Origin of the sequence: Comamonas kerstersii (genome assembly GCF_008801935.1) — a bacterium.
Taxonomy (GTDB): Bacteria; Pseudomonadota; Gammaproteobacteria; order Burkholderiales; family Burkholderiaceae_C; genus Comamonas; species Comamonas kerstersii.
Window position 1 is genome coordinate 164,280 of the sequence record NZ_VZOT01000004.1, and the last position, 21,197, is coordinate 185,476.

At 61.1% G+C, this 21,197-nt stretch carries 18 protein-coding genes and 1 riboswitch; of the genes, 12 read left to right on the forward strand and 6 right to left on the reverse strand.

The features are described from left to right. Window positions 1–2 precede the first annotated feature (2 nt). From murD to thiC, 10 genes are all read left to right on the forward strand, one after another. Window positions 3–1,895 (forward strand): UDP-N-acetylmuramoyl-L-alanine--D-glutamate ligase, encoded by a 1,893-nt coding sequence (gene murD, locus F7P80_RS08080; protein ID WP_151043865.1) that lies wholly within the window; start codon window positions 3–5, stop codon window positions 1,893–1,895. Further along, window positions 1,892–3,160, forward strand: a complete 1,269-nt coding sequence (ftsW, locus tag F7P80_RS08085) for a putative lipid II flippase FtsW (RefSeq protein ID WP_151043868.1) — start codon at window positions 1,892–1,894, stop codon at window positions 3,158–3,160. The genes murD and ftsW overlap by 4 nt, the downstream gene beginning before the upstream one ends. Then, the gene (gene murG / locus F7P80_RS08090; RefSeq protein WP_151043871.1) at window positions 3,157–4,221 is read left to right on the forward strand and encodes an undecaprenyldiphospho-muramoylpentapeptide beta-N-acetylglucosaminyltransferase; all 1,065 of its coding nucleotides are present in this window, start codon (window positions 3,157–3,159) and stop codon (window positions 4,219–4,221) included. Before ftsW ends, murG begins: the two co-directional genes overlap by 4 nt. Beyond that, the gene (murC, locus tag F7P80_RS08095; RefSeq protein ID WP_151043873.1) at window positions 4,218–5,651 is read left to right on the forward strand and encodes a UDP-N-acetylmuramate--L-alanine ligase; all 1,434 of its coding nucleotides are present in this window, start codon (window positions 4,218–4,220) and stop codon (window positions 5,649–5,651) included. The genes murG and murC overlap by 4 nt, the downstream gene beginning before the upstream one ends. Then, window positions 5,648–6,628 (forward strand): D-alanine--D-alanine ligase, encoded by a 981-nt coding sequence (locus tag F7P80_RS08100; RefSeq protein ID WP_054067492.1) that lies wholly within the window; start codon window positions 5,648–5,650, stop codon window positions 6,626–6,628. Before murC ends, F7P80_RS08100 begins: the two co-directional genes overlap by 4 nt. Then, window positions 6,628–7,482, forward strand: a complete 855-nt coding sequence (locus F7P80_RS08105) for a cell division protein FtsQ/DivIB (RefSeq protein WP_151043876.1) — start codon at window positions 6,628–6,630, stop codon at window positions 7,480–7,482. The genes F7P80_RS08100 and F7P80_RS08105 overlap by 1 nt, the downstream gene beginning before the upstream one ends. A 1-nt stretch (window position 7,483) precedes the next feature. Continuing rightward, window positions 7,484–8,713, forward strand: coding sequence for a cell division protein FtsA (gene ftsA, locus F7P80_RS08110; RefSeq protein WP_054067490.1), 1,230 nt, complete (start codon window positions 7,484–7,486; stop codon window positions 8,711–8,713). Between the two features lie 121 nt (window positions 8,714–8,834). Then, a complete protein-coding gene (gene ftsZ, locus F7P80_RS08115; protein ID WP_054067489.1) occupies window positions 8,835–10,085 on the forward strand; it encodes a cell division protein FtsZ in 1,251 nt (416 codons plus the stop codon). Between the two features lie 167 nt (window positions 10,086–10,252). After that, on the forward strand, window positions 10,253–11,176 hold the full coding sequence (gene lpxC, locus F7P80_RS08120; protein ID WP_151043879.1) for a UDP-3-O-acyl-N-acetylglucosamine deacetylase: 924 nt from the start codon (window positions 10,253–10,255) through the stop codon (window positions 11,174–11,176). Between the two features lie 202 nt (window positions 11,177–11,378). Then, window positions 11,379–11,488: riboswitch (TPP riboswitch) on the forward strand. Window positions 11,489–11,589: 101 nt separating this feature from the next. After that, window positions 11,590–13,434, forward strand: coding sequence for a phosphomethylpyrimidine synthase ThiC (thiC, locus tag F7P80_RS08125; protein WP_151043882.1), 1,845 nt, complete (start codon window positions 11,590–11,592; stop codon window positions 13,432–13,434). A 54-nt stretch (window positions 13,435–13,488) separates the two neighbouring features. Here thiC and ruvC read toward each other — a convergent pair whose 3' ends face one another. The 6 genes from ruvC to F7P80_RS08155 all read right to left on the reverse strand — a co-directional run bounded on the left by ruvC (window position 13,489) and on the right by F7P80_RS08155 (window position 19,440). Further along, the gene (ruvC, locus tag F7P80_RS08130; RefSeq protein WP_151043885.1) at window positions 13,489–14,046 is read right to left on the reverse strand and encodes a crossover junction endodeoxyribonuclease RuvC; all 558 of its coding nucleotides are present in this window, start codon (window positions 14,044–14,046) and stop codon (window positions 13,489–13,491) included. A gap of 109 nt (window positions 14,047–14,155) precedes the next feature. Continuing rightward, the gene (gene mtgA / locus F7P80_RS08135) at window positions 14,156–14,869 is read right to left on the reverse strand and encodes a monofunctional biosynthetic peptidoglycan transglycosylase (protein WP_054067485.1); all 714 of its coding nucleotides are present in this window, start codon (window positions 14,867–14,869) and stop codon (window positions 14,156–14,158) included. Continuing rightward, window positions 14,857–15,723, reverse strand: coding sequence for a shikimate dehydrogenase (gene aroE / locus F7P80_RS08140; RefSeq protein WP_054067484.1), 867 nt, complete (start codon window positions 15,721–15,723; stop codon window positions 14,857–14,859). Before aroE ends, mtgA begins: the two co-directional genes overlap by 13 nt. Window positions 15,724–15,743: 20 nt before the next feature. After that, a complete protein-coding gene (locus tag F7P80_RS08145) occupies window positions 15,744–16,577 on the reverse strand; it encodes an energy transducer TonB (protein ID WP_417034232.1) in 834 nt (277 codons plus the stop codon). A gap of 23 nt (window positions 16,578–16,600) precedes the next feature. Beyond that, complete coding sequence (locus F7P80_RS08150; RefSeq protein WP_151043888.1) at window positions 16,601–18,679, reverse strand: ribonuclease catalytic domain-containing protein; 2,079 nt, start codon at window positions 18,677–18,679, stop codon at window positions 16,601–16,603. A 176-nt stretch (window positions 18,680–18,855) separates the two neighbouring features. Beyond that, a complete protein-coding gene (locus F7P80_RS08155; protein ID WP_151043892.1) occupies window positions 18,856–19,440 on the reverse strand; it encodes a YqiA/YcfP family alpha/beta fold hydrolase in 585 nt (194 codons plus the stop codon). An 83-nt stretch (window positions 19,441–19,523) separates the two neighbouring features. Here F7P80_RS08155 and rodA point away from each other — a divergent pair, with 83 nt between their 5' ends. Beyond that, window positions 19,524–20,696, forward strand: a complete 1,173-nt coding sequence (gene rodA / locus F7P80_RS08160) for a rod shape-determining protein RodA (RefSeq protein WP_054067480.1) — start codon at window positions 19,524–19,526, stop codon at window positions 20,694–20,696. Window positions 20,697–20,811: 115 nt separating this feature from the next. Continuing rightward, on the forward strand, window positions 20,812–21,153 hold the full coding sequence (locus tag F7P80_RS08165) for a YegP family protein (RefSeq protein ID WP_054067479.1): 342 nt from the start codon (window positions 20,812–20,814) through the stop codon (window positions 21,151–21,153). The last annotated feature ends 44 nt before the right edge of the window (window positions 21,154–21,197 follow it).

The window sequence follows — 21,197 nt, forward strand, 5'->3', positions numbered from 1 at the left end:
CCATGCAAGACCCAGACTTCATGCACCAGCAGCCTTCTGTCACAGAGCCAGAAGCTGCAGCTGCGGTGGAAAATGCAGAATTGATAGCTGCTAGCGCTGAAGAAATCAGTGTTTCAGATGGAAAAGCATCTGAAATAATTGATGAACAAGCGCTGCAAGCTACAGAAATAAAAGCGATATCGGTGGCTGACACCGTGATTCCCTCGCTGGATACGCTGACCGCTGCCAAGGACGCTGCCGCTTTTGTGGCCCAGATTTTTGCCGACCCCGGTGTCTCGGACGCCGCAGACAACGAAGTCACGCAGCCCGAGCCGCAGGAGGCGGTGGAGGTGGTGGAGCTGCCGCCCGTGCCCGCCCAATGGCCTCAAGGCCAGGCGCAGCATCTGCAGGGCCAGCGTGTGCTGATTCTGGGCCTGGGTGCTTCTGGCATGGCCATGGCGCGCTGGTGTGTGCGTGCAGGTGCGCAGGTCACGGTGGCCGACACCCGCGAAGCACCGCCCCAGCTGCCCAAGCTGCAGCAGGAATTGCCCAGCGTGCGATTTGTGGGCGGCGCGCTGACGGCGGCACTGGTCGATGGGCAGAACCTCACGGCGGTGTATCGCTCGCCCGGCCTCACTCCCGAGTCCATCGCGGAGGTCGTACATGCTGCGCGTGCGATGGGGCTACCCGTGGGCGGCGAACTGGATCTGTTTGCCGCTGCGCTGCAAGGTTTGCAGCAGGCCCATGGCTATGCACCCAAGGTGCTGTCGGTAACGGGCACGAACGGCAAGACCACGGTGACTTCGCTGACCGGCAAGCTGCTCGAGCATGCTGGCATGCGCGTGGGCGTGGCCGGTAATATCGGCCCCACATTGCTCGATACGCTGAGCGCTCGCATTGATGCTGAGGATTTGCCGCAGGCATGGGTGCTGGAGCTGTCGAGCTTCCAGCTCGATGGCGTGCAGGGCTTTGAACCCACGGCCGCCGTGGTGCTCAACGTCACGCAGGACCACCTCGACTGGCACGGCAGCATGCAGGCCTATGCTGCTGCCAAGGCCTGCATCTTCGGGGAAACGGCGCTGATGGTGCTCAACCGCGAAGACCGCATCGTCATGGACATGCTGCCTGCGCCGGTCAAGGTCAAACTGCAAAAGCCCCAGCTGCGTGCCCATGTGACCTTTGGCTATGACATGCCACGCCGCCCCGGTGACTTTGGCATTGAAATGGTCGCAGGCATGCCCTGGCTGGTGCGCGCCATGGACGCAGACAACACCGGCCGCCGTGCGCGTGATCCGGAGGAGGAACTGCACATCCAGCGCCTGCTGCCTGCAGACGCTTTGCGCATTCGTGGTCGCCACAACGCTACCAATGCCATGGCCGCACTGGCTCTGGCGCAGGCGGCGGGAGCCGCGCTGGCCCCCATGCTCTACGGTCTGCGTGAATACCGGGGCGAGCCCCACCGCGTGGAGCCCATCGGCATGGTCAACGGCGTGGAATATTTCGACGACAGCAAGGGCACGAACGTGGGCGCGACGGTGGCTGCGCTCACCGGCCTGGGAGCAGACCGTCGTATGGTGCTGATCCTGGGTGGTCTGGGCAAAGGCCAGGACTTTGCGCCACTGGCTGCCCCTGTGGAGCGCTATGTGCGCGCCGTGGTGCTGATTGGCCGCGATGCCCCCTTGATTCGCCAGGCCCTGCAGGGCACGGGCGTGCCGCTGCTGGATGCACAGGACATGGCGCAGGCCGTGCAGCTGGCCAGCCAGCATGCCAAAGCCGGAGAAGCTGTATTGATGAGCCCTGCCTGCGCCAGCATGGACATGTACCGTGACTATGCGCATCGCGCACAGGCCTTTATCGACGCGGTCAAGGATCTGGCGGATGAGGCTGGGCAAGTGCTGGAGGGCTATCCCCTATGAAGGACTGGTCCGCCCTGCGCGCACGTTTTTCGCACTGGCTGAAAGGGGCTGAAGACAAGCCCGTGGATGTGCTGCCCGTGCGCGTGAGCGGAACCGAGTATCGGCAGACGCGTGCCCTGCCGCCTGCGGCACTGGGGCTGGACCAGGCGCTGATCTGGGTGGTCATCGGTCTGCTGGCATGGGGGCTGGTCATGGTGTATTCAGCCTCGATTGCCATGCCGGACAACCCGCGCTTCGGCAAGATTGAGCACTACCACTTCCTGCTGCGCCATTCGATGGCGCTCGGTGTGGGCTTTGTCGGGGCATTGATGGCGTTTCAGATTTCCATGAAGACATGGGAGCGGCTGGCCGTTCCAATGTTTCTGGTGGCCCTGTTTCTGCTGGTGCTGGTGCTGGTGCCGGGGGTGGGGCTGGTCGTCAACGGTGCGCGGCGCTGGCTGCCGCTGGGGGTCATGAACTTCCAGCCATCTGAACTGGCCAAGTTCGCCGTACTCATCTATGCCGCCAACTACATGGTGCGCCGCATGGATGTGAAGGAGCGGTTCTTCCGCGCTGTCTGGCCCATGGCGGTGGCCGTGGTGATGGTGGGCGTGCTGCTGCTGGCAGAGCCTGATATGGGCGCCTTCATCGTGATCGTAGTGATCTCGATGGGCATTCTGTTCCTCGGCGGTGTGAATGCACGCATGTTCTTTCTGATGGCAGCGCTGGTGGTCGCAGCTTTTGTCACCATGATTGCCCTCTCGCCCTGGCGGCGTGAGCGAATCTTCGCGTATCTGGACCCGTTCTCGGCCGACCATGCGCTGGGCAAGGGCTACCAGCTCTCGCACGCGCTGATTGCGATTGGTCGCGGCGAAATGTTTGGCGTGGGGCTGGGCCGCAGCGTGGAAAAACTGCACTGGCTGCCAGAGGCGCACACTGACTTTTTGCTGTCCGTGATCGGTGAGGAGTTCGGCTTTGTCGGCATCTTGCTGCTGATCATTGCCTTTGTGTGGCTGACCCGTCGCATTACCGAAATCGGCCGCGAAGCCATTGCGCTGGACCGTGTGTTCTCTGGTCTGGTCGCGCAGGGCGTCGCGCTGTGGTTTGGCTTCCAGGCTTTCATCAACATGGGTGTGAACCTGGGCGCCTTGCCCACCAAGGGTCTGACGCTGCCGTTGATGAGTTTTGGTGGCTCGGCCATTTTGATGAACTTGATCGCCTTAGCCGTGGTGCTGCGGATTGACTACGAAAACAAGCTCCTCAGCCCGAGGATGAGAAGGATATGAAAGAAAAAGTGGCTTTGATCATGGCCGGCGGCACGGGAGGGCACATCTTCCCGGGGCTGGCCGTGGCTCAGGCATTGCGTGAGCAAGGCTGGCGTGTGCACTGGCTCGGCGCTCCCAACAGCATGGAAGCGCGCCTGGTGCCGACCTATGGCTTTGCGCTGGAAACCATTGATTTCGGTGGCGTGCGCGGCAAAGGGCTGACCACGCTGGCGCTGCTGCCGCTGCGTTTGCTCAAGGCATTCTGGCAGTCGCTGGCCGTGGTGCGTCGGGTCAAGCCTGATGTGCTGGTGGGCTTTGGGGGCTACATCGCCTTTCCCGGCGGGATGATGGGCGTGCTGACTGGCAAGAAGCTGGTGCTGCACGAACAGAACTCCGTGGCCGGTGCTGCCAACAAGGTGCTGGCAGGCATTGCCGACCGTGTCTTTACCGCCTTTCCCAAGGCACTGAAAACAGGCCAGTGGGTGGGCAATCCGCTGCGTGAAGACTTTTTGCGCCAGCCAGACCCTGCCCAGCGTTTTGCCGGGCGCAGCGGCCCGCTCAAGGTGCTGGTGGTGGGCGGCAGTCTGGGTGCCAAGGCGCTCAATGACATCGTGCCGCAAGCACTGGCATTGATCCCGGCTGAACAGCGCCCACAGGTGGTGCACCAAAGCGGCGCCAAGCAGATCGATGCCCTGCGTGCCAACTACGAGGCTGCTGGTGTGCAGGCAGAGCTGCTGCCTTTTATCGACAACATGGCTCAGGCCTTTGCCGACGCCGATCTGGTGATCTGCCGCGCAGGTGCCAGCACGGTCACGGAAATTGCTGCCGTGGGCGCGGCTGCCATCTATGTGCCTTTCCCCCATGCGGTGGATGACCACCAGACGCACAACGCGAAGTTTCTGGTCGATGCAGGTGGTGGATGGTTAATACAACAAGATGCATTGAATGCACCAAAATTGGCTGAAATGCTACAGAATATGCAGCGTTCCGTACTCTTGAATGCTGCCCTTAAAGCGAAAACGATGCAGAAGATTGATGCAACCCATGCCGTGGTTGCTGCGTGCGAGGAGATCGCCGCATGAAACACGCCATTCAAAACATCCACTTTGTGGGTCTCGGTGGCTCGGGAATGAGTGGTATTGCCGAGGTGTTGCACAACCTCGGCTATTGCGTCTCTGGCTCTGACCTGGCGCACAGTGCCACGCTGCAGCGTTTGCAATCGCTGGGGATCAAGACCTTTGTGGGCCACGATGCGGCCCATGTGCAGGGGGTCGATGTGGTGGTGACTTCCACCGCCGTCAAAGCCGACAACCCCGAAGTGATCGAAGCGCGTGCGCGCAAGATTCCTGTGGTGCCGCGCGCCCTGATGCTGGCTGAGCTGATGCGCTTCAAGCAAGGCATTGCCATTGCGGGCGCTCACGGTAAGACCACCACCACCAGCCTGGTCACCAGCGTGCTGGCGGAAGGCGGCCTGGACCCCACTTTTGTGATTGGCGGCAAGCTCAACAGCGCCGGAGCCAACGCCAAGCTGGGCCATGGCGACTACATCGTGGTGGAAGCGGATGAGTCCGATGCCTCGTTTCTGAACCTGCTGCCCATCATGGCCGTGGTCACGAACATCGATGCTGACCACATGGAAACCTACGGCCATGACTTTGGCAAGCTCAAGCAGGCCTTTGTGGATTTCCTGCACCGCATGCCTTTCTATGGCCGTGCCATCGTCTGTGCGGAAAGCCCTGCGGTGCGCGAGATCCTGCCGCAGCTGGCACGTCCCGTAACTACCTACGGCTTCGCAGAAGACGTGCAGGTGCGTGCCATCAACGTGCGTGCCGAGCATGGCCAGATGCGCTTTACCGTGCTGCGCCAGAACGGCCACACCTATCCAGCGCTGGACGTCACCCTGAGTCTGGCTGGCGAGCACAACGTGCTCAATGCGCTGGCTGCCGTGGCGGTGGCCATGGAACTGGAGATTCCTGATGACGCCTTGTTGCGTGCGCTGGAAGGCTTCAAGGGGGTGGGTCGCCGTTTCCAGCGCTATGGCGATCTGCCCTGCAAGCAGGGCGGCAACTTCACGGTGATTGACGACTATGGCCATCACCCCGTGGAAATGGCGGCGACGCTGGCTGCAGCGCGTGGCGCCTTCCCTGGCCGCCGCCTGGTGCTGGCCTTCCAGCCCCACCGCTACACCCGCACCCGCGACTGCTTTGAAGACTTTGTGAAAGTGCTGGGGCAGGCCGATGCTGTCTTGCTCAACGAAGTCTATGCCGCTGGCGAAGAGCCCGTAGTGGCTGCAGACGGTCGTGCGCTCGCGCGTGCCGTGCGTGTGGCAGGCCGTGTAGAGCCCATTTTTGTTGAGAAAATTGAAGATTTGCCACAGATGATTGCAGACAATGCGCAGCCCGGCGATGTGGTGCTGTGCATGGGGGCAGGGTCGATTGGCGCAGTGCCAGCGCAGCTGGTTAGTTTGCTAGAGAAAAAAGAGCAAATAACGCAGGGAGGATCTGCGTTATGAGCAATAATATGAAAAGTATTGATGTAAAAGCCCTGGGCAAGGTTGCGGTGCTGATGGGAGGTCGTTCATCTGAGCGAGAGGTCTCTCTGATGTCCGGACAAGGTGTGTTGGCAGCCTTGCTGTCGCAGGGCGTAGATGCCTACGCTTTTGATCCCGCAGAGCGTGACCTCGGGGCACTCAAGACAGATGGTGTGGACCGCTGCTTTATCGCCCTGCACGGTCGTTTTGGTGAGGATGGCACGGTGCAGGGTGCACTGGAGCTGCTGGGCATTCCCTATACAGGTTCCGGTGTGATGGCTTCGAGCATTGCCATGGACAAGATCATGACCAAGCGCATCTGGCGCAGCGAGAACCTGCCTACGCCAGACTGGCGCATGGTGGCCAGCGCTGCACAGACGGAAGCTGCATTTGCCGAGCTGGGTGCCCCCATGATTGTCAAGCCTGCACGCGATGGCTCCAGCATGGGGCTGACCAAGGTGACGGATGCCAGCCAGTGTGCCCAGGCCTATGCCCTGGCTGCACAGTACGACGAAGAAGTGCTGTGCGAGCAGTTCATTGCCGGTGAAGAAACTACCTGTGCCGTTCTGGGCGAGGGTGCCAGTGCCCGTGCGCTGCCTGTGATTCGCATCGAGGCACCAGACGGCAACTATGACTACCAGAACAAGTATTTCACTGACGTTACGCAGTATCACTGCCCCAGCGGACTGCCTGCTGAGGAAGAGACACGCATTCAGCAGATCGTGGAGCGCGCTTTCCGGACCCTGGGCTGCCGTGGCTGGGGACGTGCGGACGTGATGATTCGCAGCAGTGACCGCCAGCCCTTCCTGCTGGAAATCAATACCTCTCCCGGCATGACCAGCCACTCGCTGGTGCCTATGGCTGCGCGTGCTCAGGGTATGAGCTATGAACAACTGTGCCTGTCCATCCTGGCCACCGCCTCGCTGGACAGCGCTGCAACCGAGGAGTGCAAAGCCTGATGAGCTATTCCATGTCAGCACCTCTGGATGTCAAGCTGATGAATGTGACGGCCACCGTCATGTTCACGGGCTTTGCCGTCCTCGTGCTGGCATTGGCGAGCTGGTGGGTGGTGCGCCATCCTGCGTTCTCGATTGCACGCATCGTGGTCGAGGGAGAGCTGGTGCATAACAACGCAGTGACACTGCGTGCCAATGTGGCACCTCACCTCACAGGCAACTTCTTCACGATTGACCTGCAAAAAGCGCGCGAAGTGTTTGAGCAGGTGCCTTGGGTGCGGCAAGCCGAAGTGCGGCGGGAGTACCCGAATAGTTTGCGCGTGCTCCTGCTGGAGCATGAACCCCAGGCGTACTGGGGGCCGGATACCGGCACCGCCATGGTCAACACCATGGGAGAAATTTTTGAGGCCAATGTGGGCGAGGTGGAGCGTGAAGGCTTGCCTCGCCTTTCCGGTCCTCCGGACTCCGCTGCCGAGGTGCTGCGCATGTACTACGCACTGGAGCCCGTGTTCACGGCGCTGGACACACCCATTGATGCCCTGACTTTGCGCGATGGCGGCAGCTGGCAGGTGAAGCTGGAGAACGGTGCAGACATCGAACTGGGCGGCGGTAGTGAGCAGCAGGTGCTGCAGCGCATGCAGCGCTTTGTGCGCACGCTGCCCCAGATTACCCAGCAGTACCAGCGGACGGCAGAAGCACTGGAATATGCGGATTTGCGTTACCCGGACGGCTATGCCCTGCGACTGCGCGGAGTGAGCACGGTATCGCGTGAGAAAGCGCTGGAAATGGCCAAGCGCCAGGCAGCAAAGCAACAACAAGACAGTAAAAAGATTCGACCTTCTGAGGGCAGACACTGATATGGCAAGAGAGTACAAAGACGTCGTCGTCGGTTTGGACATTGGCACCGCCAAGGTCATGGCTGTGGTCGCCGAAGTCGCGCCCAGCGGCGAGCTCAAGCTGGCAGGTCTTGGCGTCGCCCCAAGCAATGGCCTCAAGCGCGGCGTAGTGGTGAACATTGAAGCCACCGTGCAGAGCATCCAGCAGGCGCTGAAAGAAGCCGAGCTGATGGCCGACTGCAAGATCCAGCGCGTCTACACCGGCATCACGGGCAGCCACATTCGTGGTCTGAACCAGAGCGGCATGGTGGCGATCAAGGACAAGGAAGTCACGCCGACCGACGTGGCACGCGTGATCGAAACCGCCAAGGCGGTGAGTATCTCGTCCGACCAGCGTCTGCTGCTGGTGGAGCCTCAGGAGTTTGTGATTGACGGCCAGGATGTCAAAGAGCCGGTGGGCATGAGCGGCATCCGTCTGGAGGCCAAGGTGCACATCGTCACCGGTGCGCAGAGCGCGGCTGAAAACATCATCAAGTGCGTGCGCCGCTGCGGCCTGGAGGTAGAGCAGCTACTGCTCAATCCGCTGGCTGCCAGCCAGGCTGTGCTGACGGATGATGAGCGTGATCTGGGCGTGGCGCTCGTGGACATCGGTGCGGGTACGACCGACGTGGCCATCTTCACCGGAGGTGCAATTCGCCACACGGCCGTGATTCCGATTGCGGGTGACCTGATCACCAGCGACATCGCCATGGCCCTGCGCACGCCTACCAAGGATGCCGAAGACATCAAGGTCGAAAGCGGTTATGCCAAGCAGATGCTGGCAGACCCAGACAGCCAGGTGGAAGTGCCGGGTCTGGGCGATCGTGGCCCTCGCATGATCAGCAAGCAGGCGCTGGCAGGCGTGATCGAGCCACGTGTGGAAGAAATTTTCTCTCTGGTACAGCAAGTCATCCGTGAATCTGGCTATGAAGAGGTGCTGTCCTCCGGCATCGTTCTTACGGGCGGCAGTGCAGTGATGCCGGGCATGGTCGAGCTGGGTGAAGACATCTTCCTCAAGCCTGTGCGCCGTGGCATCCCCAAGTATTCCAGTGCATTGGCCGATATGGTGGCGCAGCCTCGCTCTGCCACCGTCATGGGCTTGCTGGAAGAAGCGCGACAGGCAAGATTGCGCGGGTTCAAGGTGGCTCAAAAGAGTGGGTCTGTGAAGACCGCTTTTGGTCGATTTAAAGACTTCATTGTGGGAAACTTCTAACTATGTGCTCTAGACGTATGCGCATCACGGGGCCTCCCACAGATTTCCGATACCGAAGTCAGAGAGAAACCCACCATTTAGCTATAGCGAGTCCATTTCAAAAATTTCCAGGAGCACCAACATGACCATCGACATGATCGAAGCCGAAACATTCAATCAGGGTACGCAGATCAAGGTGATCGGTGTCGGCGGCGGCGGCGGTAACGCTGTCGAGCACATGATTGCCAGCAATGTGCAGGGCGTTGAGTTCATCAGCGCGAACACCGATGCGCAGGCGCTGATTCGCAGCAACGCACATCGCACGATTCAGCTGGGGCACAGTGGTCTGGGTGCTGGCAGCAAGCCTGACAAGGGCCGTGAAGCTGCGGAAGCTGCAGTGGACGATATTCGCGCAGCCATCGAAGGTGCCCACATGCTGTTCATCACTGCCGGCATGGGCGGCGGTACGGGGACTGGCGCTGCACCTGTGATTGCTCGCGTAGCTAAGGATATGGGCATTCTGACCGTGGGCGTGGTGACCAAGCCTTTCGAGTGGGAAGGTGGCCGTCGCATGTCCAATGCAGACAGCGGTCTGACCGAGCTGGAAGCCAATGTGGACTCGCTGATCGTGGTGCTCAACGAGAAGCTGCTGGAAGTGCTGGGCGATGACATCACCCAGGAAGAAGCTTTCGCACATGCCAACGACGTGCTCAAGAACGCCGTGGGCGGTATTGCTGAAATCATCAACGAATACGGCCATGTGAACGTCGACTTTGAAGACGTACGCACCGTGATGGGTGAGCCAGGCAAGGCCATGATGGGGACAGCCCGCGCCTCCGGTCCTGACCGCGCACGTCTGGCGGCTGAACAGGCGGTGGCCTGCCCGCTGCTGGAAGGCATTGACCTGTCCGGCGCCAAGGGTGTGCTGGTGCTGGTGACTGCTGCACGCGGTAGCCTGAAGCTGGCAGAGTCCCGCCTGGCCATGTCCACCATCAACGCCTACGCTTCGCCAGAGGCACACGTGATCTACGGCGCTGCCTATGATGACTCGCTGGGCGACGATATCCGCGTGACCGTGGTTGCAACCGGTCTGTCGCGTCCTGCAGCACGTCGCCAGACCATGTCGGTGGTCCAAGGTGGTCTGCGTACCGGTACTGACGGTGACTTTGCCTACGGTGGCGCACCTGTTGCTGCCATGGGTGGTGCAACCATGGGTGCCGCAACGACCATGGGTGCAGCAAGCACCACGGCAGGTGGTAGCTATGGCGATGTGAGCGTGCCCAGCGTCTGGCGTACCAACCGTACACAGGCTGCAGCACGTGTGGACGCACTGGCTTCGGGTGGCATGGATGATCTGGAAATTCCTGCATTCCTGCGCAAGCAAGCCGACTGATTCGCGTCCCGCATGGACCCCAAGAACCGAGCCCGCATGGCTCGGTTTTTTTTATGTATCACAGGTTGAGGCATCTGCTGGGTCAACGTGCGCAGCCAATCGCCGTTATAGATATATCCAAACCCTTTCATCCCTTGAAAACAGCAGGCAGCCGGTAAAATCAATCCATGCTCCAGCAACGTACCATCAAAACTATCACCCGTGCCGTCGGCATGGGGCTGCACAGTGGCCAGCGGGTCGAAATGACGCTGCGCCCCGCTCAGCCTGATACGGGCATTGTGTTCCGTCGGGTGGACTTGCCTGAGCCTGTCGATATGCCCATCACCGCCCATGCCATCGTGGATACACGCATGGCCTCCACCATTGGCGTGGGCAATGCCAAGGTACACACCATCGAGCATCTGATGTCAGCCTTGTGCGGTCTGGGCATTGACAACCTCTACATCGACATTACGGCTGAAGAAGTGCCCATTCTGGATGGTTCCTCTTCGTCCTTTGTCTTCCTGCTGCAAAGTGCAGGCATTGAGCTGCAGAAGGCCCCCAAGAAGTTCATCCGCATCAAGCGCCCGGTTGAAGTGCGCGAAGGCGAGGGCAAACAGCTCAAGTGGGCACGTTTTGAGCCCTACCACGGCTTCAAGCTCAAGTTTGATATCGACTTCTCGCACCCCGCCGTGGACTCCACCGGGCAGTCGTTCGAATTCGACATGGGCGAGGGTAACTACATGCGCGACATTGCGCGTGCCCGCACCTTTGGTTTCACCAAGGATGTGGAAATGTTGCGCACCAATGGACTGGCGCTGGGTGGCGGCCTGGACAATGCCATCGTCATGGATGACTACAAGGTGCTCAACAGTGACGGTCTGCGCTATGACGACGAGTTTGTGAAACACAAGATTCTGGATGCCATCGGTGACCTGTACGTGATTGGTCATCCGATTCTGGGGGCTTACAGAGCCTTCCGTTCCGGTCACGGCATGAACAATCAGCTGATCCGTGCCGTGCTGGCAGATGCCGAGAACTGGGAAATAGTGACGTTTGACAACGAGCGCAAAGCCCCCGCTGGCTTTGCACAGACGGCACTGGCTTGGTGAAAAGATAGCGCTCTGTGCAGCAACTGCTTGGGCTGGCGTGCTTTTTCATACTGAACTGGCCGCGCGCTGCCTGATTACGCAGCAAGTCAGTGCTGTGGTAAGCGGGACGCGCATCCAGGCGTAGCTACCAATGGTGGACAGTAAAGGCTCGGTAACCCCGAGCCTTTTTGCTGGGTGCTACCCGGGATTGCCGCCTATACTCACGCCTGCTCCGGGGTGCACGTAATGGCGTGCTGAGATGGCGGACCTGACCGCCGGAACCGCGAACTTGATCTGGTTAGTACCAGCGAAAGAAGAGCTGCAGCTGAAATGTAGGGATACGTGCGCGTGCACCGTTGTGGGTGGTCGTGCGCGTGGCTCTGCGTGAGGCCGATTGCGGAGCATTTCATCCCATACCGACAGGAGTGCCCGCCATGAATGCCCCCGACAAGTTTGCCCAGTTGCTCGCCCGTACGCGCGAAGCCTTCCCCGCCTCCAGCAAAAGTTACCTGACCGGCAGCCGATCTGATCTGCGTGTGCCGGTACGTGATATTGCGCTGACAAACGGTGAAATGGTCAGCGTGTATGACACGTCAGGCCCGTATACCGACCCGGCCGCCACGATTGATGTGCGCCAGGGGCTGGCCAGCGTGCGCGGGGCATGGATTGCCCAGCGCAACGACACCGAAAGTTATGCCGGGCGTGTGCGCCAGGCGCTGGATGACGGCCAGAAAGGCGAAGAGGGCGAGCGCCTGGCACAACTGCGCCAGGAGGCCAGTGCTCTGCAGCGCCAGCCCCTGCGTGCCAAAGCGGGGGGCAATGTCACGCAGATGCACTATGCCAAGCGCGGCATCATCACCCCCGAGATGGAATACGTGGCCCTGCGCGAAAATGGCCGCCGCGAGTGGATGGCGCAGTACCAGCAGGATGCGTCGCGTGAGCAGCGTCTGGCAGGCAACCCTATGGGGGCCAGCATTCCCAAGATCATCACCCCCGAGTTCGTGCGCGACGAAGTGGCACGCGGGCGCGCCATCATCCCGGCCAACATCAACCACCCCGAGGTGGAGCCCATGGCGATTGGGCGCAACTTCAAGGTGAAGATCAATGCCAACATTGGCAACTCGGCCGTCACATCCAGCATCGAGGAAGAGGTTGAAAAGCTGGTCTGGGCCATCCGCTGGGGCGCGGACAGCGTGATGGATCTGTCCACCGGCAAGGCCATCCACACCACGCGCGACTGGATCGTGCGCAACAGCCCCGTGCCGATTGGCACCGTGCCCATCTACCAGGCGCTGGAGAAGGTCGGTGGCATTGCCGAGGACCTGACCTGGGAGATCTTCCGCGACACGCTGATTGAACAGGCCGAGCAGGGTGTGGACTACTTCACCATTCACGCCGGCGTGCGGCTGGCCTATATCCACCTGACGGCCCAGCGCCGCACCGGCATCGTCTCGCGTGGCGGCTCCATCATGGCCAAGTGGTGTATGGCCCACCACCGTGAAAGCTTCCTGTACGAGCACTTCGAAGACATCTGCGACATCATGAAGCAGTACGACGTGTCCTTCAGCCTGGGGGACGGTCTGCGCCCCGGCTGTGCCTCGGATGCTAACGATGAGGCCCAGTTTGCCGAATTGCGCACGCTGGGTGAGCTGACCCAAGTGGCCTGGAAGCACGATGTGCAGACCATGATCGAAGGCCCCGGTCACGTGCCCCTGCACATGGTCCAGGCGAACATGACCGAGCAGCTCAAGCACTGCCACGAGGCGCCGTTCTACACCCTGGGCCCGCTGACCATCGACATTGCCCCCGGCTATGACCACATTGCCAGCGCCATTGGCGCGGCCATGATCGGCTGGTTTGGCACGGCCATGCTGTGCTATGTCACGCCCAAGGAGCACCTGGGCCTGCCGGACCGCGAGGACGTCAAGCAGGGCATCATCGCCTACAAGATTGCGGCCCACGCGGCCGATGTGGCCAAGGGCCACCCCGGTGCGCGCGCACGCGATGATGCGCTGAGCCAGGCGCGCTTTGACTTCCGCTGGCAAGACCAGTTCAACCTGGGGCTGGACCCCGACACGGCACGTGCCTTCCATGACGAAACCCTGCCCAAGGACAGCGCCAAGGTGGCGCACTTTTGCAGCATGTGCGGGCCCAAGTTCTGCTCCATGAAGATCACGCAGGAGGTGCGTGAGTTTGCCCAGCAGGGCATGCAGCAGAAGGCAGTGGAGTTTCAGCGCAACGGCGGTGCCTTGTACGTGCCGCTGACGCCGCAAGACTGATAGCACTGCACCCGCACCACGCCAGCACTGCGCGGGCGTTTGCCCCGGACAGACTCAGTATGCGCGCCCAGCTTTGAGCATGGCGTGCTGCCTGCGGCGCAGGTCAGATTCCTGCCCCAGCTTGTCCAGCATGGCGCCTGCATGGGCGTGGGTGATAGCCAGTCCCAGTGCGTCAGCTGCGTCGGTGCCGGGCAGGCCGGGCAGCTGCAGCATGCGTTTGACCATTTCCTGAATCTGCCCTTTGGCCGCACGGCCATGGCCGGTGATGGCTTTTTTCATCTGCAGCGCTGTGTATTCGGCCACGGGCAGGTCGTTGGTGACCAGGGCGGTCAGTGCCGCACCACGCGCTTGCCCCAGCAGCAGCGTGGACTGGGGATTGACGTTGACAAACACAATTTCGATAGCGGCCACCTCAGGCTGGTAGCGCTCTACTATCTCGCTGATGCCCTCGTACAGAATCTTCAGGCGAGCAGGCAGATTGCCCAGCTCTACCCCTTCGGTGCGCGTGGTGCGTATGGTGCCGCTGGCCACATAACGCAGATGTTGGCCTTCGCGCTCAATCACGCCAAAGCCGGTGGTTTGCAGGCCGGGGTCAATGCCAAGAATTCGCATGAGAAATATTTTGATAGCTGCTAGCGCTTATCTGGTAATCCTTAGAGGCTGATTTTCCTTGTAATCAGAAAGTCTGAGCCTCTTGCTGCCCATCATACGCATGTACCACTCAGGGCAAAGGCGTAGCACCCATGCGGCGCTGGATGGCACTGCTGCGTGACTGCAGATAGCGTGAGCCAGGGTGCTGCTCGTAGTAGCGGGGGCGGGGCAGCATCACGGCCAGGCGAGCCGCCTCATAAGGGGTGAGCTTGGAGGCGCTTTTGCGGAAGTAGTGCTGGGCAGCAGCTTCGGCACCAAAAATGCCCTGGCCCCATTCCACGTTGTTCAGGTAAATCTCCAGAATGCGCTGCTTGCTCAGAAACAGCTCCAGCAGATGGGTCAGCACCAGCTCCTGTCCCTTGCGCAAAAAGCTGCGCTCACCCGAGAGCAGCAGGTTCTTGGCCAGCTGCTGGGTGATGGTGGAGCCTCCATAAATCTTGGCAGGCTTGGCGCTGGTCTGGGCCTGAGCAAGTGCCTTCTGGTTGCGTTCCCAGGCTTTTTCAATCGCCTCCCATTGCACGCCGGTGTGCTCCACAAAACCGTCGTCCTCGGCCGTCAGCACGGCGCGTTTGAGGTGGCTGGAGATGTGCTCGTAATCCACCCATTGCTGTTTCCAGGGACGCTGCTGCGCGCTCTGGTGCCAGATGCGCCAGGCTTCCGAGCGCTGAAAGGCGGTGGATTGCGGGTCCCACCATGCGGCCAGCGCAATGCGCAGCACAAAGAACAGCTGCAGCGCCAGGAAGGCGGCAAGCACCAGCAGCAGCCAGCGGGTCAGCGCGTGCATGCCTTGGTTTCTTGCGCGATGACTTCGCGCAGTTCTTCCAGTACTTGCTGAGAGGGAGGACGCACACCGCGCCACAGGGCAAAGGATTCGGCCGCCTGCTCCACCAGCATGCCCAGACCATCACGGCCTGTTGCACCATGTGCCTGCGCCCATGCCAGAAAGGGGGTAGCGGCTGCGCCATACATCATGTCGTAGGCCAGGCAGCCGGGCCGCAGCACGCGCGCCGTCACGGGAATACCAGCGCCTTGCAGGCTGGCTGCCGTGGCGTTGATGACGATGTCGAAATCGCCCTCCAGGGCTTGCAGTTCCTGCGCTAGCAGCTCTACTTTTTGTTGGGCAGCCAGTGGTGCATGCTGCTCTACCAGCGTCTGCGCCTTGGCAAAGGTACGGTTGCAGATGGTGATGCTGCGGGGCTGCTGCTCCAGCAGGGGGCCGAGCACGCCAGCAGCAGCGCCGCCAGCGCCAATCAAGAGCACATCCTTGCCGGTGATGGCAACGCCCGCATTGCGGGTGATGTCGGCCACCAAGCCCAGGCCATCGGTGTTGTCAGCATGGATGCGGCCATCGCCGTCAATGACCAGGGTGTTGGCCGCACCAGCCAGTGCTACGCGCGGGCTTTGCGAGTGCGCGGCCTGCGCGGCTTCCAGCTTGAAGGGGACGGTCACATTGCAGCCCTTGCCGCCTTCGGCAATGAGCTGCTGCAGATCTTCGGCAAAGCCCTGCAGCGGCACCAGGCGGCGGCGGTAGTCCAGTGCCTGCTGTGTCAGCTGCGCAAAGCGTGCGTGGATCCAGGGAGAGCGGCTGTGCGCCACGGGGTTGCCCATGACGCAGTACATGTCGAGCGTGGTTTGCATGGCGAAGAGGGCCTCAGGCGTTAACGCACATTGGTTTCCAGGGTCTGGTCGCGGGTGAACTTAAAGCGTGACACCACGGCAATCTGGTCGGCCTTGGCACGCATGGCGGGGCCAAAGTGGCCGAAAGGACTGGCTGCCCGTGCAATGGCCTGGGCGCGCTGATCCAGCTGTGGATTGCCGGAACCTTGCACGATTTCGGTGTCCAGCACATGACCATCATGGTTCACGGTCAGCACCATGACCAGCTCGCCATAGAGCTTTCTGCCCTGGTGCTCGGGAAAGTTCTCCGTGCCCTTGTCTTCTACCTTGCGGCGCAGTGCGTCGTAGTAGACGGCATACACCTCCTCGCGCGTGGCAGGGCTGATGTAGCGTTTCTTGGGGCGTGCGTTTTCTTCGTTGATGCGCTTTTCAATTTCGGCCAGCAGCTTGACGAGCTGCTTGCGCTTTTGCTCCTGCTGCTCCTGGTCCTGCTGGCGCGACACTTCGCGTGGGTCAAACTCCGGCAGGGCAGCCAGCTGTTTGCGCAGCTGGGTCAGCAGCACGGTCTGCTGCTCCTGCAGTGCATCCAGTTTTTTCTGGCGCTCTTCGAAATCGTCGCCAATGGCAGTCAGTGCCGAGTAGGGCAGCGGGCTGGTGGCGCGACCCTGGGCCGCATCACCGCCACCGGCCAGTGCCGCCTGGGCAATGGCCTGGGCTTTTTCCGGTCGCTCCTGCGTGTGCGCATTGACCAGGATGACCTCCAGCGGCGTGTCCTGAAAGACACGGTTGAACTGCTCGGGCGCGACAAAGCGCACGGTCAGCAAGGCGGCATGGATGGCAACGGACACCCCCAGCGCAATGCTGAGGGTAGACATGGAGCGGAACGCGGAAAAGAGCTTCACGGTGCAGGAGTATCGGCGCTGGTGCTGTCGGCTTCATTGACGTCCACCGCGATGGCAATGGGGCCTGCAGCCACATCGTCTTCATCCTCGGCAGTGTCATCAAGGGGTGCATCATCGCTGGAGTCCAGCGGATCGTCCAGCCGTTCGATCACGGTGCCGTGAATATCCAGCGTGATTTCGTCAATCGCGCCCAGCTTCACACGCACGCGGGCACCACGGGGCAGGTCTTGCGCACCGATGATGCTGATGACCAGCGGCAGCGTGTCTGCACGCACCAGAATGCCGTTGGGGCCGTTGTCCTTGATGACGGCGCAGTCCAGCTCGGTGATGCCGTTCTGCTCCACGTACTTCAGCGTCCAGAAGCGTTCCATGCTCTGCTGGTAACCGTTGTAGGCGCTGTAGGCGCCGTCAAAGCTGCTGATGATGCCGAACAGCTCGGCATCCTTGGGCTTGAAGGGGGCTGCCAGCGCGGCGGTGGCGCCATGGCGTGCGCAGGCAATGATCTGCCACTGGTTGACCAGGTCCACATAGCGGCGCAGCGGCGAAGTGGCCCAGGAGTAGCTCTTGACGCCAATGCCTGCGTGGGGCAGTGCCTTGGTAGACATGCGCACTTTCACGCCCGGGGCCATGCTGGCCTGGCTGCGGTAGATGCCGGGCACGCCCAGCTCGGCCAGCCAGCCACCCCAGGTGCTGTTGGCCACGATGGCGGCCTCGGCCACGATCAGGTCCAGCGGCGCGCCGCGCTTGCGTACGGAGATGCTCACTGTCTCGCTGCCATTGGGCTCTTCGCCGTCATTGCCTTCCAGGCGGAAGGTGTAGTCGGGGCGCGAGAAGTTCTCTGGCTTGCCGCGCACTTCCTCGCGGCCCTTCTTCAGGTGCTTGGCCAGGCGGTGCAGGAACATCAGCTCCTGGCGGCGCTCGGCCAGATTGGCCGGCGTGCCTTCCACTTCCAGCGTGGGGTCGGCCAGCCATTCTTCGGTCACGATGTGGTCCAGCTTGTCGTGGCGGAAGTTCACCACCACAGGCACGCGCTCGAGCTTGGTGACTTTGTCCTTGACTTCCAGCGTTGCCTCGTCATAGGTCACATACAGCGACACAGCGGGGTTGGCGCGGCCTTCGTCCAGTGTGTAGATCTGCACGACTTCGTCGGGCAGCATGGTGATCTTGTAGCCGGGCATGTAGACCGTGGACAGGCGGTTGCGCCCCAGCTTGTCCAGATCCGAGCCAGGTTCAATCGCCAGACCGGGCGCGGCAATGTGAATGCCCAGCGTGACAGTGCCGGTGCCCAGGCCCTGCACGGACAGCGCATCGTCGATTTCCGTGGTCATGGAGTCGTCGATGGAGTAGGCCTGCACATTCGCCACCGGCAGGTCTTCGGGCGGCTGAGGCGCTGTCAGCTCTGGGAAGCGCGTGCCCTTGGGGAAGTTCTCGAACAGGAAGCGCTTCCAGTGGAACTGGTAGGCCGAGTCGATGGCACCTGCGGCCTGCAGCAGCTCCAGTGGTGCTTTTTGTGCGCTGCGGCTGGCTTCGACTACGGCCTTGTACTCGGGCGCGTTCTTGTCGGGCTTGAACAGAATCTTGTACAGCTGCTCGCGGATCGGCTGGGGGCAAGTGCCAGCGGCCAGTTCCTGGGCCCAGCCATCAATCTGTGCCTGGATCTGCTTTTTCTTTTCAATGGCGGCCAGTGCCTGCTGCAGGATTTCAGCGGGCGCTTTGCGGAAACGGCCCTTGCCAGCGCGGCGGAAATAGTGGGGTGCGCCATACAGCGCAAACAGCATGCCGATCTGCTGGGTGTTGGGGGCGCTGTCCGAGAAGTAGTCGCGCGCCAGATCGGCAAAGCCAAATTCTTCTTCGGGGGCAAATTCCCAGGCCAGGTCCAGCTCGATGGTGGAGGCAATGGCCTCGGCTTCGGCCATCAGGACGGCAGGCTCGGGCTTTTCAAACTTGAGCAGGATGTGGGCGGCCTTGACCTTGACGCGCTTGCCAGAGGCCAGCTCGACTTGGGAGGAGGCATCGGCCTCAGACAGGATACGGCCGGCCAAAAACTTACCGGCATCTTCAAACAATGCGTGCATAGGGCGGTGATTGTCCCACGCTGCAGATTTCCCCCGAGCGCTGCACGCCTCGAAAAATGCAGTGTGGAATGTGTGCTTTTGAAAAAGGAGCTGCCAGCGCTGGTTATGCCTTGGTTTCCATATGTTTTATATGTAAAACCATTGTCTATCAAGCGCTGGCAGCTCATGTTTTTGATTCAGGCCAGATCCAGAAAGTCCAGCACGTGCGACATCTGGCTGTCAAATTCGCTGATGGCGTGATCGCCCCCTTCCAGAATGATCTGCCTGGCCTGCGGGTAGCGCGCCACCATTTCGCGCCAGTCCAGCACTTCATCGCCCTTGGCAAAAATGCCCAGCTGCTCGCCCTGAGCGGCCTGCCTGTGCAGCGCCATGTCGCGCAGCTCCTGGATGTATTCGGGCTTGAAGAAGAAGGACTCTTCCGGGTTGTGCCAGCTGGTCTGCGCGCCAATGTAGCGCTCGAGCGTGCGGTCCGGGTAGACGGACGGGTTGAGCACCACCAGCTTGCAGTGCTTGTGGTGCGCCACCCAGGTGGCGTAGTAGCCGCCCAGCGAGGAGCCAATCACAGCCATGGTCTCGCTGGGCCAGTCCTTGACGGCTTCCATCACCATGTCCATGGCTTCCTTGGGCGAGGGCGGCAGCTGCGGGCACAGCCATGTCACCTCGGGGTGGTGCTGCTGTACGTACTGCGCCATGGTGCGCGCCTTGTTCGACTGGGGCGAGGAACGAAATCCGTGCAGGTACAGCAAATGGGTGGTGGGCATGGTGGCGGTGGTCCTCACAAATTGAAGGGGGTGACAAAAGTAGCTGGGCGCAGGCACAGACACTGCGCAGATAATCGCACGCTATGTCCGCTGAATTCGATAAGCCCCATATTCTTCAACGTATCTTGCCGATGTTCCGCGGCTTTGATCCGCTTTTGCTGCTGTGCATCGCGTGGCTGGCGGGCATAGGGCTGCTGGCCATGTATTCCGCAGGATACGACCATGGCACGCGCTTTGTCGATCACGCGCGCAACATGCTGCTGGCCGCAGGCATCCTGTTTGTGGTGGCGCAGATTCCCCCGCAGCGGCTGATGATGGTGGCGGTGCCGCTGTACACCGTCGGCGTGCTGCTGCTGCTGGCCGTGCTGCTGTTTGGCATCACCAAAAAAGGCGCGACACGCTGGGTGAATGTGGGCGTGGTGATTCAGCCTTCGGAAATCATGAAGATTGCGGCCCCGCTGATGCTGGCCTGGTGGTTCCATCGGCGCGAAAGCGTGCTGCATGCCCTGGACTTTGTGATTGCCTTTGCCCTGCTGGCGCTGCCTGTGGCGCTCATCCTCAAGCAGCCCGACCTGGGTACTTCGCTGCTGGTGCTGGCAGCGGGTCTGGCGGTGATCTTTTTTGCAGGTCTGCCCTGGAAGCTGGTCGTGCCGCCGGCGGTGCTGGCAGCGGTTGGCATTACCTGGCTGATCTGGAACGAGCCCTGGCTGTGTCAGGACGGCATGAGCTGGTACTTTCTGCACGACTACCAGCGCACCCGGGTGTGTACCTTGCTCGACCCCATGCGCGATCCGCTGGGCAAGGGCTTTCACATCATTCAGGGCATGATTGCCATTGGCTCTGGCGGCATCTGGGGCAAGGGCTTTATGGCGGGCACGCAGACCCACCTGGAGTTCATTCCCGAACGCACCACCGACTTCATTTTTGCCGCGTATTCCGAAGAGTTTGGCCTGCTGGGCAATCTGATGCTGATTCTGGGCTTTTTGCTGCTGGTCTGGCGCGGCCTGGCCATTGCCGCCAAGGCGCAGTCCCTGTTTGGCCGTCTGATGGCCGGGGCCGTGGCCATGATTTTCTTCACCTACGCCTTTGTGAACATGGGTATGGTCAGCGGCATCCTGCCTGTGGTGGGCGTGCCTCTGCCCTTTATCAGCTATGGCGGCACAGCCATGGTCACACTGGGCCTGGCACTGGGCGTGCTGATGTCCATCGCGCGCTACCAACGGCTGGCCATGGCAGAGCCCAAGCACACTTTGTAAAACTTGGTCATTCGCACAGTACCGGGCTGGCAGGACTTCGGGGCAGTGGCTATAACCCCAGGCAGGGTCTCTCATGGTGAGAGGCCCGTGCAACCAACCAGAAGGGGATCCAGCCATGGCGGCCAAGTACGTGCTCAAGAAGTCGAAAAACGACAAATTCTTTTTCAATCTACATGCCACCAATGGCCAGTCCATTCTCAGCAGTGAGCTGTATGAAGCCAAGGCCAGCGCCCTCAACGGCATAGAGTCAGTGCGCAAGAACGGCGTGCAGGAAACGCGTTTTGACAAGCTCAGCGCCAAGGATGGCTCTCCGTATTTCACCCTCAAGGCTTCCAATGGACAGGTGATTGGTCAAAGCGAGATGTACACATCCACGGCCGCGCGCGACAACGGCATTGCTTCCGTGATGAAAAATGCAGCCGATGCCGAGCTGGACGACCAGAGCACCACAGCCTGAAAAGCGGCCTGACTCAAGCCGGTGCGTGGTGAGGTCATGGCGGC